At 59.1% G+C, this 14,644-nt stretch carries 18 protein-coding genes; all 18 read left to right on the forward strand.

Annotated elements, in window-relative coordinates:
* Nucleotides 1-90: 90 nt before the first annotated feature.
* Nucleotides 91-573, forward strand: a complete 483-nt coding sequence (locus EVC45_RS41305) for an NADAR family protein (protein WP_129963856.1) — start codon at nt 91-93, stop codon at nt 571-573.
* A 76-nt stretch (nt 574-649) separates the two neighbouring features.
* A complete protein-coding gene (locus tag EVC45_RS41310) occupies nt 650-2,029 on the forward strand; it encodes a metallophosphatase family protein (RefSeq protein ID WP_168991646.1) in 1,380 nt (459 codons plus the stop codon).
* 221 nt (nt 2,030-2,250) lie between these two features.
* Nucleotides 2,251-2,784 carry a hypothetical protein gene (locus EVC45_RS41315; protein WP_129963857.1) on the forward strand — a complete coding sequence of 178 codons (534 nt, stop codon included), beginning with the start codon at nt 2,251-2,253 and terminating at the stop codon, nt 2,782-2,784.
* Nucleotides 2,772-5,093: an SMC family ATPase gene (locus EVC45_RS41320; protein WP_129963858.1), complete on the forward strand. Its 2,322-nt coding sequence runs from the start codon at nt 2,772-2,774 to the stop codon at nt 5,091-5,093. The genes EVC45_RS41315 and EVC45_RS41320 overlap by 13 nt, the downstream gene beginning before the upstream one ends.
* 72 nt (nt 5,094-5,165) lie before the next feature.
* On the forward strand, nt 5,166-5,351 hold the full coding sequence (locus tag EVC45_RS41325; protein ID WP_129963859.1) for a hypothetical protein: 186 nt from the start codon (nt 5,166-5,168) through the stop codon (nt 5,349-5,351).
* 438 nt (nt 5,352-5,789) lie between these two features.
* On the forward strand, nt 5,790-6,212 hold the full coding sequence (locus EVC45_RS41335; RefSeq protein ID WP_306770861.1) for a phospholipase D-like domain-containing protein: 423 nt from the start codon (nt 5,790-5,792) through the stop codon (nt 6,210-6,212).
* Between the two features lie 84 nt (nt 6,213-6,296).
* On the forward strand, nt 6,297-7,142 hold the full coding sequence (locus EVC45_RS41340; RefSeq protein ID WP_129963861.1) for a hypothetical protein: 846 nt from the start codon (nt 6,297-6,299) through the stop codon (nt 7,140-7,142).
* Between the two features lie 75 nt (nt 7,143-7,217).
* The gene (locus EVC45_RS41345) at nt 7,218-9,026 is read left to right on the forward strand and encodes a phosphoadenosine phosphosulfate reductase family protein (RefSeq protein ID WP_129963862.1); all 1,809 of its coding nucleotides are present in this window, start codon (nt 7,218-7,220) and stop codon (nt 9,024-9,026) included.
* Between the two features lie 290 nt (nt 9,027-9,316).
* Nucleotides 9,317-9,685 (forward strand): hypothetical protein, encoded by a 369-nt coding sequence (locus EVC45_RS47300; RefSeq protein ID WP_248295467.1) that lies wholly within the window; start codon nt 9,317-9,319, stop codon nt 9,683-9,685.
* Between the two features lie 367 nt (nt 9,686-10,052).
* Nucleotides 10,053-10,295 (forward strand): AbrB/MazE/SpoVT family DNA-binding domain-containing protein, encoded by a 243-nt coding sequence (locus tag EVC45_RS41355; RefSeq protein WP_129963863.1) that lies wholly within the window; start codon nt 10,053-10,055, stop codon nt 10,293-10,295.
* Nucleotides 10,295-10,690 carry a PIN domain-containing protein gene (locus EVC45_RS41360; protein ID WP_129963864.1) on the forward strand — a complete coding sequence of 132 codons (396 nt, stop codon included), beginning with the start codon at nt 10,295-10,297 and terminating at the stop codon, nt 10,688-10,690. Before EVC45_RS41355 ends, EVC45_RS41360 begins: the two co-directional genes overlap by 1 nt.
* A 25-nt stretch (nt 10,691-10,715) precedes the next feature.
* Entirely contained in the window at nt 10,716-11,036 is a 321-nt protein-coding gene (locus tag EVC45_RS41365; protein WP_129963865.1) for a hypothetical protein, read from the forward strand.
* An 11-nt stretch (nt 11,037-11,047) separates the two neighbouring features.
* Nucleotides 11,048-11,332: a hypothetical protein gene (locus EVC45_RS41370; RefSeq protein WP_129963866.1), complete on the forward strand. Its 285-nt coding sequence runs from the start codon at nt 11,048-11,050 to the stop codon at nt 11,330-11,332.
* A 90-nt stretch (nt 11,333-11,422) separates the two neighbouring features.
* A complete protein-coding gene (locus EVC45_RS45950; RefSeq protein WP_168991647.1) occupies nt 11,423-11,560 on the forward strand; it encodes a hypothetical protein in 138 nt (45 codons plus the stop codon).
* Between the two features lie 27 nt (nt 11,561-11,587).
* Nucleotides 11,588-12,274 carry a hypothetical protein gene (locus EVC45_RS41375; protein ID WP_129963867.1) on the forward strand — a complete coding sequence of 229 codons (687 nt, stop codon included), beginning with the start codon at nt 11,588-11,590 and terminating at the stop codon, nt 12,272-12,274.
* A gap of 157 nt (nt 12,275-12,431) precedes the next feature.
* Nucleotides 12,432-13,181: a PIN domain-containing protein gene (locus EVC45_RS41380; protein ID WP_306770862.1), complete on the forward strand. Its 750-nt coding sequence runs from the start codon at nt 12,432-12,434 to the stop codon at nt 13,179-13,181.
* Nucleotides 13,127-13,696: a hypothetical protein gene (locus EVC45_RS41385; RefSeq protein ID WP_129963869.1), complete on the forward strand. Its 570-nt coding sequence runs from the start codon at nt 13,127-13,129 to the stop codon at nt 13,694-13,696. Before EVC45_RS41380 ends, EVC45_RS41385 begins: the two co-directional genes overlap by 55 nt.
* An 85-nt stretch (nt 13,697-13,781) precedes the next feature.
* Entirely contained in the window at nt 13,782-14,492 is a 711-nt protein-coding gene (locus tag EVC45_RS41390; RefSeq protein WP_129963870.1) for a hypothetical protein, read from the forward strand.
* The last annotated feature ends 152 nt before the right edge of the window (nt 14,493-14,644 follow it).

Here is a 14,644-nt window from a genome sequence, read left to right on the forward strand (position 1 = left end):
AAGATCATGAACACAATATCCATAACGTTCGGCCCCAGGATCCCGTTTACGCGGGATCGAAATTCAACAGCCTGCTAGGAGCATTCAGCGATGCGCAAGGTAGACAACTTCACGCTGTTTTTCGGCGCTGATGACGCGCTGAGCAACTGGCATCCGTGCCGGTTCAGTTATCACGGCGTGGACTTCACTTCGGTAGAACAGTTCATGATGTTTTCCAAAGCCAAGCTGGTTGGCAATGAGAATGCAGCGGCAGGAATTCTCGCGGCGCGTCATCCCAAAGATCAGAAGGCGATCGGACGGGGCGTGAAAGGTTTCGACCTTGCGACGTGGGAAGGCAAGCGCGAGTCGATCGTTTATGTCGGGTGCCGGGAGAAGTTTGCCCAGAACCCGGGATTGCGCTCGCTGCTTCTGGCGACGGCACCGACCGAGCTCGTCGAAGCCAGTCCTTACGACCGGATCTGGGGCGTGGGACTGGGCGAGCGCGACCCGCTGATTCTCGACAAGGCGAACTGGCGTGGAACGAACCTGCTCGGTATCACGCTGATGAAGGTGCGCGACACCCTGTCCTGCTGACTTTTCCGACTGCGCCACCTGGCGCACCATCCATTGAGGCTGCCCACGGGCGGCCTTTTTCTTTTCAGGAGGCGACGTGAAAATCGCTCACATGTCTGACCTGCATTACTCGCCGGAAAACCTCGATGAGGCTGACCGGTGTTTCTCTTTCTCAGTGCAAGATGCAATGAATCGCTGCATGGATGTCGCAGTTATTTCCGGCGACTCGACTGATCATCGGCTTGATGCGCATGCGCCCGCCCTGAACCGGCTGGCATGGAACATCAATCACCTGAGTCTTTCCATGCCGGTGTTGATGCTTCAGGGCACGTTCTCTCACGAGCCACCAGGAACGCTTCGCAACTTCGCTTTGATGGGAACAAATCATCCTGTTTTCATCGCTGAACGCGTGCAGCAGGTCAGCCTTCTCGAAGGAAATTTCTTCGGATCGGCGGGTCCCGTGTTCAACGAAGAAGAACTGCGTAGCGTCCTCACTCTTGGCGCCGACGTTGTGTTCACCTGTTTGCCCTCTGTCAACAAGGGGCAACTGGCGGCCGCGGTCGGCGGGAAGAATGCAGCAACCGGGCTTGAGGCGGTGCTGGGTGACTATCTGGCAGCGGCTGGGCGCATCAATGCACGGCTTCGGGCAGAAGGCATTCGAACGGTCGGAGTGTCGCACGGCACGGTCAACGGTTGCGCGACTGAGCATGGCGTCACGATGGCGGGCTTCGATCACGAGTTTTCACTCGGTGCATTGTTCGAGGCCGAATGCGATGCCTTCATGCTGGGCCACATTCACAAGTCGCAGCAGTGGGAGCGCGGTGGCCGTGTTGTTGCCTATGCGGGTTCCCCTGGCCGGTTTAACTACGGCGAAGAAGGTGACAAAGGCTATCTGGCGTGGGACGTTGAGACGGGGAACGCGAGAGCGTTGCTTGTTCCAACGCCGGCGCGGGAGACGGTCTGCGTTGACTTCGACGGCCCTCCGGACATGGAGCGACTCGCTGCCATTGCTGCTGAGGCAGGCGACAAGTTCGTTCGGGTTCGTTGGCAGGTGGACGAGGAGCATCGTCAATCGGTAGACCGGGACGCAATCGAAGCGCTGTTCGCTGGCGCGTCGGCTCTCAAGCTCGAACCGCGCATCCTGCCGGTCGTTCGCTCGCGATCGCTGGGCATCAGTATCGAGCCGACGGTCGACCGCAAGATCGAACGGTGGGCCGAGCATGCGAACGTTGAAGCTGCGGCGATCGTTGAACGGTTCCGGTTGCTCGAGTCCGGCTATCCGGAGGCGATTGCTGCCGCCGTGCTTGCCGGCCTGCCCGATGATGAGGTAGGCAGTGCTGCTGTTGGCGACGGTGCTGTGGCATCGCTGCCTGAGCCAGTCTCTTCGTCGGAGAGCGATACGGTGGCTGATGCGACGGTCGAGGTCGTGCCCGCAGCGCAGAAGTCGTGGCTCGAAGATGATCTGTTTGCAGCGTAGTTTGCTGCCCGAATGCGGGAGGGGCCGGTATGGCTCTCCTGCAGTGGAACAGTAGCCCTGTTCCGATAGCTATCGCAGCTATCGAAACGAGGTTTCACCGCGTCTTACGACGCATCGATGTAGTCGTTGCTTCACCTTTCTCAGCAGTTTCATTTTCTTTTATCCTGGCGGGGAGCGATCCCTACCGGGCGCACTCCGCCTGACAACAACGGAGTGCAATCATGTTTGGTCTTTATCCTGCCGGTTCTGAGTGGGTTCGCGTGTTCGCCCTGGACGATCAGGACGTGCGCGACATCCAGAAGTCACTCGTCGACCATGCTGGCTTTACGTCCGCAATTCTTCACCAACCCTACGGTAAGGATCGCGGGGCGGTGCTGGCGCAGTCCGGCCCGATGCTCGTCCTGCGTGCAACGACGCCTGGCGCGAATCAGGTCGTTGTCACGGCTGCCGTTGAAATGCAGCACCTGCTCTGGTCGTATCACACGGGCATGGCGACGCAGTGGTCCCCGTTGGAGATTCGTACCCTGACCGGATATGCCGGGTGGGACGAACTCCTCACGTGTGCCCGCCGCGAATTTGCCCGAGCCTGTGAAAAAGTCGAGGCAGCAATCGCAGGCAAGCTTCATGCGCCTGTGGCGGTTGCAGAGAGAGTCGACCCGATGGTCGAGCCTTTTCCCGACGATGACGATGTCGCCTTCTATTCGCGTATGGCAGCAATGTCCGAATCGATGGAGGTGTCGTCATGCGGCCTCTGAAACTGACGCTCGAAGGCTTTTACGGCGTTCGTGACGGGATGAGGCGCGAGAGCGTCACACTCGATCTGGAGTCGTTGCCGGAAGGCCTGATCGCGCTTGTCGGCCCTAACGGGGCGGGCAAGACAACGATCATGGATAACCTCCATCCGTATCCGATCATGCCGTCGCATGCCTCAATGCTTTCGGTCGATGCCTTTTCGTATTGGGACCACATCTGTGGCACCAGTGCGCTGAAGGAGCTTGAGTGGGAGCACGACGGCATCCGCTACCGCTCGACGTTTTCTTTCAGGAAGCCCGGCAAGACAGGCAAGGCTGAGTACTACCTTGCGTGGCGTGGATCGGACGGCGCGTGGCATCCCGTTACTTTGCCCGACGGCACAGTGTCGGACGGCAAGGCGGCGACGTATAACCGCTGTGTCGAAGCCATCAACGGCTCGCTTCAAAGCTTTTTCACCAGTGTCTTCTCCGCGCAGAACCGGCGGCCGCTCGCGTCGTATGGCGCGGGAGAGATCAAGACGCTGCTCGCGGAGATGCTCGGCATTGAACACCTGAAGGCGCTGTCGGCGAAAGCCGGCGACGTCGCGAAGATTCTTGGCCGTGCGCTCGATGAGATCCAGACGGACCTGACTGCACTCGCGGGCAAGCGGCAGCGTAAGGCGGATGTCGAACGCTCCGTGCTTGCACAGGGCGAACTTCTACGCGATACGCGTGCACAACGCGATCTGAAGCTTGAGGAAGCTGCGAAGCTGACTCAGGAGCGTGCGACGCTGGCCGCAAAGGTGGGCGAATCGGCAACTGCCGAAGCTCGTCTGCGTGAACTGTCGGTCCGCGCGCAAGAACTGGTCAAGGGCGTGCAAACGCTCGATGGCGATGAGCAGGCAGCAGCCGCTCGGACCCAGCAGCGCGTGAATGCCCTGAAGCAGACGGTGACGACTCATCAGGCGACGCTTGCCCGCAAGGAAGTGATTCTGGGAGCGGCGGCGAAGCGCGATGCAGCGCAACTGCTAATCGGCCGCGAGGAGGCAAAGCTGGAGCCTCTGCAGCGGGTGATCGCCGATCTGGAAGTGAAGCAGGTCAGTCATGCGACGCTTCAGACCGCGCTTTCGGGCCTCATGACGCAGGGTCAGACGAAAGCCGCCCACTTCGAGACGTTGACGAAGCAGGCCGCAGTCGTCGACCAGGTGCCGTGCGTGGGGCATGCGATGCATGCCACGTGTCCGCTGCTCAGTCAGGCGCTGCAGGCGAGATCGCAGGCAGAAGAGCAACGTGTGTCGGTCGCCGAACTTCGTGCGCAGTATCGCGAAAAGAAAGCGCAGGCCGACCTGCTAGCTCCGGTTGTCGCAGAGCTTGCGGCGAGGCGCGGCGAACTTGCTGTGTTGACCCGCACCCTGAGCGACGCTCGACGTGATCTGCAGGCGGCGACTGAACTCGCTGCTAGCAAGCCACTCCTTGAGGCTGCAGCGGCGGGCCTCGAATCCGCCAACGCGGAACTTAGGGACGTCGCGGAAGAAGCGGCTGCGCGAGCTGCCCGATACGAGTCTGAAAAGGCACGTATGACGGCGGAGATGGCCAGAATCCAGCAGGAGTCTAAGCAGCTTGCAGCTGTCGATGTGACGGCCGCAATCGCAGAGACCGACCGGAAACTGGCTGCAATTCGCGAAGCAGTCGCCGCGCTCGAGGGCGGGATCGAAGGTGCGATCCGCGCCCAGACGGTGCTGCAAGCTGAAGCTGACGGATTGGCGAGGGACCTGAACGGGTTTTCTGCTACGCAACGGCGCGCCGACCGGCTTTCCGATGAGATTGCGCAGTGGAAGCTGCTCGCGAAAGGGCTCGGGAACGACGGCGTCATAGCGTTGACGATCGACGACGTGGGTCCCGCACTGGCTGACACAGTCAACAGGCTGCTGCTGGCTTGCTACGGCACACGCTTCACGGTCGAGATCCGCACGCAGCGCGCGCTTGCAAACGGCGAACTGCGTGAGGGCTTCGAGATCCTTGTGCATGACGCGGAAGCCGATAGCACCAAGTCGGTGTCGGTGATGTCCGGTGGCCAGAAGGTCTGGATCAACGAGTGTCTGACACGTGGCATTGCGCTCTATCAGGCGCAGAACACTGGTCAGCCTTACCAGACGCTTTTCAGTGACGAGTCCGATGGTCCGCTCGATCCGCAGCGCAAGCTGCAGTTCATGCGGATGAAGCGGGAGGTGCTGAGGCAGGGCGGGTATGAGCGGGAGTTTTTTATCTCGCAAACGCCCGACCTTGTCAGCGAGGCCGACGCCGTGATCGACGTTCAGTCACTGGCCGCGTGACGCAACTTTTTTTAACCCTGTGGGGAGCGCCCCCACAGGGCGTTTCTCGCTTTTTCACTACGAGAAACGCCTATGTCAATCAATCAAAAGACCCGAATCCGTACTGAAACGGTGACCGTGTCCGTTCGTTCTGCCCTGCCTCGGTCTGGCAACACTCACGTCTATGTCCTGAACGGCTCGCTTCTGCGTGACGTTCTTGTCGATGGCAAGTGGGTCACTGTCCATGCGGCCGACCCTTCTGATCTGCGCACCGCGTAAGCGGAGCACCTTCCCCTTCTTCGAGAAACCACGATGGAAAATCTTTTGATGCTGCTTGTCGCAGCAGGCTCCTCGTCGCTTTGCGCCTGCACTGCGCAGCCACAGGCGCACGCCGTAAGCGCCTGTCCCGCTATCGTCGTCCAGGCCCCGCGAGGTGAGCCCGGCGACTTTCGCGTTTGCCCGGATGGCAGGCTGATCATGTATCCGCGCAGTCATCCGAAGACCTGCACCTGAGCAGGAATTGCAACGCCCCGGGGCCCTCTCAGGGCCGGGGCTTTTTCCGGTAAACCACGGAGCCTCCCATGAAAAAACAGATTGTGGGCGGCGGTGGCCGGCGCGCTGGTAGCGGGCGCTGGCCTGCTATGGACGCAACCTGCTTTCAGCGCGACAAATGATGTACAGGTCGCCTTTTCGCCGGACGGCGATGCGGAGCAGCTTGTGCTGCAAACCATCCATAGCGCGCGGCAGTCGATACGAATGATGGCCTACTCGTTCACTGCGCCGCCAGTCGTTAGAGCATTGCTCGATGCGAAGCGGCGCGGTGTGGACGTGGCAGTCACTGTCGATTACCGTAGCAACGTCGACGAAGACCGTAGTGGAAAAGCTGCGGCCGCAATGGGCGCACTCGCGTATGCAGGCGTGCCGGTCATTGTCGTTCGCGCATTCCCCATCCAGCACAGCAAGTTCCTGGTAGTGGACAACGCGACGGTCGAGACCGGTTCGTATAACTACAGCCAGGCGGCCGCGCGCGTGAATTCGGAAAACGTGCTGGTGCTATCGAACCATCCTGAGATTGCAAAAGCATATCTGGATGACTGGAAGGCAGTGACGTCGCAGGGCGAGCCTTACCGGGCCCGCTAACGGCGACACAGCCTCGTTATTTTTCTATGACCTCGCGGGAAGCGATCCCGCCGGGGTCGCTCCGCATTCACTTGTGGAGTTTGTATGGTTGATGCAGCACCACCGTCCGCGGCGGCCGCGATACCTCGCTGGCTGGCGCCGTATGCAAGTGGCGAGAAGCAGGGCTGGTCGCAAGCGGTAATGGCGTACGCCGATTACTACTGCGTCGATGGCAGCGCTGACGATGATCCCGAGGTTGAGGAGCGTCTGATCATGCACCGCCCACCGATGGTGGGCTATGCGAGTCGTACTGGCACGCGCCGCAACCTCGACGCGCTGGCGCTTGCCGGCTGGCGTCTCCTCGTTTCGGCGAAGGGCGAGCACCGTACCGAAGGGATGCGCTACGCGATTGACAACGGCGCGTGGACGGCTTACCAGCGAAGCGAGCCGTTTGACGACTCCGCGTTTCTCGCGGTCGTCGACAAACTCGGCGAGCGCGCTGACTGGATCGCCCTTCCCGATGTCGTTCAGGGCGGCCTCGCGTCGCTCGACTTCTCATTGCGGTGGATGGAGCGTCTGCGAGGCATACCCTCGCAACTGCTCATTGCCGTGCAAAACGAAATGCAACTGGAGGACGTCGCGCCATATCTCTCGCCCGTCGTTGGAATCTTCATCGGCGGATCAACCGAGTGGAAGGAATCGACAGCCGAAGCGTGGGGGCTACTCGCGCGTCGACGCAATTGCCATTTGCATGTCGGTCGGGTCAACTCGGCGCGCCGCATTCACATCTGTGCGGCCGCCGGTGCGGACAGCTTCGACGGTAGCGGGCCGAGCCGCTATTCCAACGCGTTGCCACGGCTAGACTGGGCGACTCGGCAGCCTGATCTTTTCGCAGCGGCCGACCAGTCGCTCGAAGAGGCACGGGCAGCAAGTCTGGGTCTGAACTTGTAACGAACACATGGCTTTTTAACCCTTTCGGGAGCGGATCCCGAAAGGGCCGCTCCTGTTTTTATCTTGGAGCGAACGATGGACCATGACATTCAAACCCTGATGGAAAACGCCATTGCATCGATGCAGTCGTATATCGAGCAGGGGTATTCGCTGGCCGCTGGTGTAAGCGGTGGCAAGGACAGTACGTGTGCGATGGTGTTGATGCTCGAAGCAGTCAGGCGCGCGAAGCACGTAGTGCCTGGCGTCAGGCATTACATCACCTCGTCAGATACAACGATCGAGAACCCGAGTACCGCGAACTTCCTGCATGCGATGCTTGATGAGGTCGCGATGTTTGTGGAAGACAGCGGACTGCCGGTCGAGATCCACGTCACACAGCCTTCGCTCGCCTCACAGTTCGTTGTCTCAACCATCGGGCGAGGCACGCTGGTCCGAACGCCTGAAAACGGTGTGGGGGACGGCAAACGGATGAGAGCATGTGCCGATTCATGGAAATTGCAGCCACAGGGCAGACTTCGCGCGCGTCTTGAAAAGCAGGCGTCATCTGCCCGCGTGAAGGAAATTATCAGCGTCGTTGGAACCAGGCTCGATGAGTCTGCAGTCCGCCGCGCCGCAATGACCGAGCGCAATGAGCAGGCTGACCTCGCGACACGGCAGGCTTCGGGGTCGCTGTCACTTTCTCCGCTCCGAGACTGGACCTCTGACGATGTCTGGTCGATGCTGGGATGCATGGCGGATTCTTCGCTTGGGTTCAGCAGCCCGCTGGAACCTGCGACCGTCGCACGACTCTCGGATATCTATCGCGCTGGTAATGGCGGTGTTTGCGGTGTAGTAGCAGGCGAGAGTGGCGCACGTGCAGCCTGTGGTTCCAGGTTCGGCTGCAGTTTCTGCGCTGTCACAGGCGCTCGCGACAAGTCGATGGAGTTCATGATTCAGGAGCCGGAACACGCGCACCTGAAGCCGTTGAATGACTTCCGTAACTATCTTCTTGCTATCCAGTGGGACCTCTCACGCCGTGAACTGGTGGGCAGGACATTGAGCGATGCCGGGTACACACGGATTCAAGCCGATACCTATCGATTCCTGGAGCGCATGGCCATGTTAAAGATGCTCCTCTCAATCGATGCGAACGAGCGGGACAGGGCTGAACAGCATTCGGGGGATTTGGCGTCGGGCATCATTGCCGACACGGAGCACAACCGGATGCTGTGTGACCCGCAGTTTGAGTTCGTCACGCCGCAGCAGCTTGTGGCAATCGATTTCTTCCTGTCGATGCACCACTACGCACCGCATGCTTTTCCCGCGATGGCAGCGTGGCATGACGTCAACGTGCTGGGTCGCAGATACCCGGTGCCTCACGTTGAGCCACGGCCCAAGGCGGACATCGTATTGCACGGCTGGTACCCGGTAGGTAAGTACGACCGTGAAGCACCATCGGTCGGGCTTCGGGACGCAAATGCCGAGCAGTGGAATCGCTATCGGCACCCCGACCGCGCAGGGTGGTACGCGCGAACGTCAGCGGGCGAGCAAACGGTGTACTTCGAGGAAGCCGCGCAGTTCGAGGTGGATGCCGAAGCCGCTTGCGAGTTCGTGACCTGCACGTACGACACCACGTTCATGTTGAAAACGCAGCTTCACGACGCAATGGATTCGGCGCGTTTCTGGCTGAACGAAGGCTTCGTGAGACTGCCTGTCGGCATGGCCCAGCGTTATCAGGAGATGGCGAAGCGGGGGCAGTATTTCAGCAGACTCGCCCAGCGTTTGAACGTGACGCCGGTCGAACTGGACGCCCACCTGATCGAAAACAGCGTGAGCGACGCGGAACACACAGCGATGCTTGCGCCGGTCTCGCCGCAGCTTGACCTGTTTGCCGCAGCGGCTTGATGTGCGTGCGGCAACTTCTATCGACAATCCCCGGGGCCATAACCCCGGGGATTTTTTTCTGGACGACTATCGCTGCCTCGGCTATCCGAAACAGCATGCCGAGCGCAGCTCCGTTCCGCGTGGTTGGTCGGCCCGCATGGTGGCCAGGCACTCGCGAGGCGGCTGGCTCCGACCTCGACGCATCGGTTTTTCCGAGGAAGTGCCCGGGATTGCCGCTCAGCGTTGTGTTTCTGCCCCTTATTCTTCATACTTTCTCGTAACAGTGACGAAAAAAATGCAGGCGTTACGAGATGGCAAAACCGCAGGTTATTGAGGACTTCCAGATTCGCCACGCGATCAAGGTTGCGGCAGTTTCAGGGCAAAGCAAAGAGCGAGACGTGGCCCTGCTGATGGCCGCATATGGCACGGGGTTGATGCCAAATGAAACTGCGAAACTCACGCTCTCAGATTTCTTGACTGCGAGTGGCGCGCCGCGAATTGAATCGCTGCTAAGGGCCGAGATTGCCTTCAACGGGAAGCAGCGGCCGCTCATTTGGGCCAGCAAGAAGGTTCAGGGCGCCATCGACCAGTACCTGGCGTATAGGCTCGCTCAGGGCCACGGCATCACAACGAGCAAGGCAGCGCATCGCGGACTGGACCCGCACGGTCGCTCTTTCTGACTAGCGACGGCCAGCGTTCACGTTCACACGGCGCGTAACGCGAACTGGGGCGATCAGCTATTCGTGTGTGTCGCTGACAGAAGTTTATCGGCGGCTGCATCAGCAGGCAGGCATCTTGAATGGCACGGCGAGTTGTGCGCGGCGAACGTTCGCGGTCAAGCTGCATCGGCAGGGCCGCTCGCTGAAGCTGATTCAGGAACTGACTGGACTTTCCAGCCTATCTGCCGTTAAACGGTTGGTGGATAGCGATCCCGTTCGCTTGTCGGCGGTTGTCGCGGGAGTAATTTGAGGCAAAAACCGCGTCCGGACCTTGATCTTTGGTAAGCCTTACCTTAAAGTAAGGAATATTGAAATAAAGGGGAATATCATGGCGTCCGCAACAATTACGTCGAAGGGCCAGGTCACGATCCCGGTTGGCGTTCGGAGCGATTTGGGGGTGGGAACCGGCGACAGAATCGAATTCGTCCTCAACGAGTCCACCGGTCGCTACGAGATAGTGCCTGCGACAAAATCCGTGGAATCGCTCAAGGGGCTTGTGGGAAAACCGGCAAAGCCTGTGTCGGTTGAGGATATGAATGCTGCTATCGCGGCGCGCGGAGCTGGTGCTTAATGATCGGTCTCGATACAAACGTGCTTGTCCGCTACATCGCGCAGGATGACGCAACGCAGTCACCGAAGGCGACTGCGCTGATCGAATCGCTGACGGCTGACGAGCCTGGTTACGTAACGCAGGTTGCTCTGGTCGAAGTCGTCTGGGTTCTCTCCAGCCTGTACGCGGCAGATCGTGATCAGATTGCAAAGGTGGTTGAGGGGCTTCTCCGAACCAAGGAGCTGAGCGTCGAAGCTGCCGAAACGGTTTGGAAAGCCCTTCGCGTGTTCACTTCCTCGAGGGCCGATTTCGCGGACTGCCTGATCGAGCGTATTTGCCATGATGCACATTGCGAGTACACGGCGACGTTCGACGCGAAAGCCGCCAAGTCGGCTGGCTTGCGGTTAATCAAGTAAAGCGGAAAAAAGAGAAGGAGCGAGTATGCCAGTCGTTTGCCCAAAGTGCGGCGGTAACAAAATTGAAAAGCGCAATCTTGGGAAGAAAATTGGTGCATCGGTAGGGCTGGGAGCAGGAGCAATACTCGGCGGCGCAGGAGCCGCAAGAACGGTATCGTCGGACCCGAACGTGCAAACGGAATTTTCCCCGAGTCTACCCTCGATGCCGGGAGGGCCGATTGTCGCGGCTGCATTGGCAGGTGCTGCTGTTCTCGGGCTTGCCGGTGCTAAAGCAGGGGAGTTTGTCGACCAGAATATTTTGGACAATCTTCACTGCCACGACTGCGATTACACGTTTAGCGAATGAGGTCGGAAAACATGGATCACGCGCAACAACTCGATCTTGCCAACCTCCTTGGGGCGCACTGGCAGGCTATCGTCTACGGATACTACGGCGGCTTCCCGAGGGTAGTCGATACCAAGTTGGCGGAATCGGTTGAAGCGCTGCGCAAGATTGGAGCGGTGGACTACGACCTGAAGTTGCACGCTGACTTTCTAGCCGTGGTTCGTGACGTGGCGAACGGCCGTGACCTCGGAGTATTGCAAGCGGATGATTTTGTACACATAGCCGCTCGCTATGCAGATTGGTATAGGGACGCATAGGAAAAAGGAAGAGAGATGGCCCTTCCGGCTGGCTCATATCTTTGTGGGCATCCCGAGACCTGTGAGAAGTGCGAGACCTTCGATCGTCCTATGGGCTACAACGACAAACAGTCAGGTGATTTTTTTCAAGTCTGTCGGAAGTGCGGCCATCAATGGGTCGCACTAACGGCAGAAGAGCAGCGTGCCGACGCCGAAGAGAGAATGAAGGACGCTTTGCGCCGCAACTGATCACTGGCAAAACGGAAAGCGAGACTGATGATGCACTGGATGTTGACTCCGTATGACAAGCACTCTGACGATGGCTTCGGCGCAATGGCCCACGCTTTCCAAGCGAGTGCGGAGGCCCTCATGGCAGCAGAACGTGACTCGATTGCTCAACGCGAGCTCCCTACATGCTTTCTACTTCGTCACGCGGCAGAGCTGTACATCAAATCGGTGCTTATCGTTTCTCATCGGTCGCTCGTCGTGGCAGACAAGTCGCTGCCCACTGTTCAGGTAGATGGGAAAGCCAAACCGTTGACCAGCATTCACAATCTCGGTGTTCTGTACCGGGCTTTCATTGAGTTGCTCACTTCAAAGCGAGTGGAGCTTGAAGCGCGCGCAAAAACCGCTTGGTTGCCACCGCCTCCAGAGTTGGACAAGGCTATAGCCGAAATTGATGGAATGGACAAGCGGGGGGTGTTCTTCCGATATCCGACAGAGAACAACTCAGCGAAGTCGAATAACAAGCCGATGCCGCTGGAAGAGGTCCGAAGTTGGCAAACCGATCAGCAAGGTCTTTTGAAGGCCTTTTTTATCGTTGACGACAACGATGAAGTCGTAGAAGCCTTTCGTTATGACCATAATCTCTTGGAAGCGGAACTCGCAACGCTCAAGACGGCATGTGAATGGCTTACATGCTTTCATGTTGGACTCCGCCACGAATTAACGGGCGGTTGGTAAAAACATATCGGAAAATCATGGCACAGCGAGACTTGTGGTTCGGCTGGCTGAAGCAGCGTACAAAAAGCTGAAGGAGAGGGGCTGGATCGGCCACAAGGCCACGTAATTGATCCGATCGCGAAAGCCGCTTCATAGTTGTCCGGCGAGCTGGGCAACCATGAACCGACTCACAGGCCGAGTGCGGCCTACGAAAGCAGGACTACAGTGCCAACCAAAAAGTACCCGACCGACGCTCCACGTCCTGTTCGACAGCAACTCGATCTTGGCCGAGGGCTTCGAGCACATCGTCAGCCGAAAAGCCGCAGACGCAATCCGGGCTCATTCACGCCATGGAGACCTCGATGTCATCTGGCTGCTGCCCGAGGTCGTCAGGATGGAGCGCGAGTATCAAATGCGCAACGCGTTCCGTATGGTATTGAAGCCGACCCTGCAGGCCGAGCGGCTGCTCGGAGAAAACTGGAATGTGTCGCAGGAGCGCATTCACGCTGCGATCGACGCGCAGATACAGGCGCAACTCACGGAACTGGACTTGCGCGTGATGCGGTGTGATCCAGTCAGGGTTGACTGGCCGGAACTGACGCGCCGATCTGCGTTCCGCCTTCCGCCTTTCCAACACGGCGAGACGGAAAAGGGCTTTCGCGACGCCATCCTGTGCGAGACCTTCTGCCAGCTGGTCGATAGCCTCTCAGGTAAGGCGACGGCCGTGCTGGTATCGAAGGACGGGCTCGTTGGTACTGCAGTGAACGAGCGGACAAGCGGCACCCGGATCGTGGCGACATCGAAGCCCTGTGCGATGAAATCAACCTTCGGGTCAGTAACGTCGACGCGTCGACCGCAACGCAGCTTGAAGCAATGGCGTCAAGGCTGCTGTTTGACTTTGACAAGCCCGACGCGCCTTCGTTGTTGAAGCGGAACAAGGTTCCTGAGCGCATATGGGAACAGTTCGGGGACCACATAAAGGCACCGGCGAAGGACCTGAACTGGGAGATGGAGACTCCCGCGCTTTCGCATTCGAGGCTGGTGAAAAAGGAAGGATCGCGTGTGTTCTTCGTCAACACCTACACGGTTGAGGGCTATGTCATGGTGTGGGTGCCCGGACCTTCACCCGCACCGGTCCAGGCCATCACGCTCGGCCCCCCATGGAAGGCCGGCAATCAGGTAACGGCTCTGCCCCCCGGGCTGCTAAGCGGCAACTATGCGGACATCGCGCGGAGTTACTATGGGCCCGACGCACCGGGCGTGCCGCTTTCCACGCTGTCCCTTATTGGTAGTGCCTCGGGACAATTCGAGCGGAGGACGTTCGACCCGGTAGAGGTGCAGATCCAGTGGTCCGCGACCTATTCGAGACAGAAGCGGCTCACGCACCCGAAGATCGACAACTTGGTGCTGATCCGTTTGCCAAACGCTCAGACCACGGTGTGAGTGGCGACAGTCCCGGACTCAACAATCCCGGCAATCTGGCGACAGCCGGGTAGGAAAACCGTAATAGCGCCATAGCCGCACGACCATGCTCATCAAGCTCGACATTCCGGATGTACCCGCGCCGACGGACCCCTTCGTAGGTTACTGGGGCAAGCAGATTTTCGTCGGCCACTTCTCGGACAACCCGTCCGTGGTCGCGCTCACAACCACGTATGTCCGCTGCGTCTTTGCTGCCCGCGAAGACTATCTCGCCGCTGCTCATCACCTGCGCAGCGTTTGGACACCCGGCCTCGATCGCACGATGAAGGTGAGCGATCTCTATCGCAGCATCTCCCGTTTCGAGTCGTGCATCAGGGGCATGTACCTCGCCGTGCGGTCAATGCGCGAGCTGCGCAAACGGCAGGACCTCACCGCCCGTGAGCGTGCGGTGATTTGCGAATTGAAACCCAAACCTCGCTTCCTTGGCTCGGCGGGCGAGCTGCTCGGCAAGATGCGCAACAAGATGCAGCACATTGAGGAAGAACTTGCGGCCGGCAAGCTCAAAGATGATTTGCCGATTATGATCCAGTCGACCGGTCCCGAAATTCCGGTCGATGATCCGGTCAATCCCAACCAGACCCTCAAGACCATAGATAGGGTCCGGGTGCACGAACATGAAATGCGTTTCGCCGACCTTGCAGCGTGGCTTGGAGAGATGGTCGACTACGTTGACAGATTGCACGGGCTTATGCCGGTGAGCTGGAACTCAGCTGATGGGAAGGTATTCGCAACAACGTCCGATGCCCCCGACGGGTGACCTACTACCGATGGCACAAGATTAACCACGGAAAATTGCGCAGCGAATTTCGCCTGCGCGCAACAGGAAAACAGTGGCTCTTTTGAAATTCAAATGGGTTATGCAGTATGCGGGTTGATCGAAGTGAAGTTGAGCTTGCCAGCGATCAGGAA

It is taken from the genome of Paraburkholderia sp. UYCP14C (assembly GCF_004197395.1).
Taxonomy (GTDB): Bacteria; Pseudomonadota; Gammaproteobacteria; order Burkholderiales; family Burkholderiaceae; genus Paraburkholderia.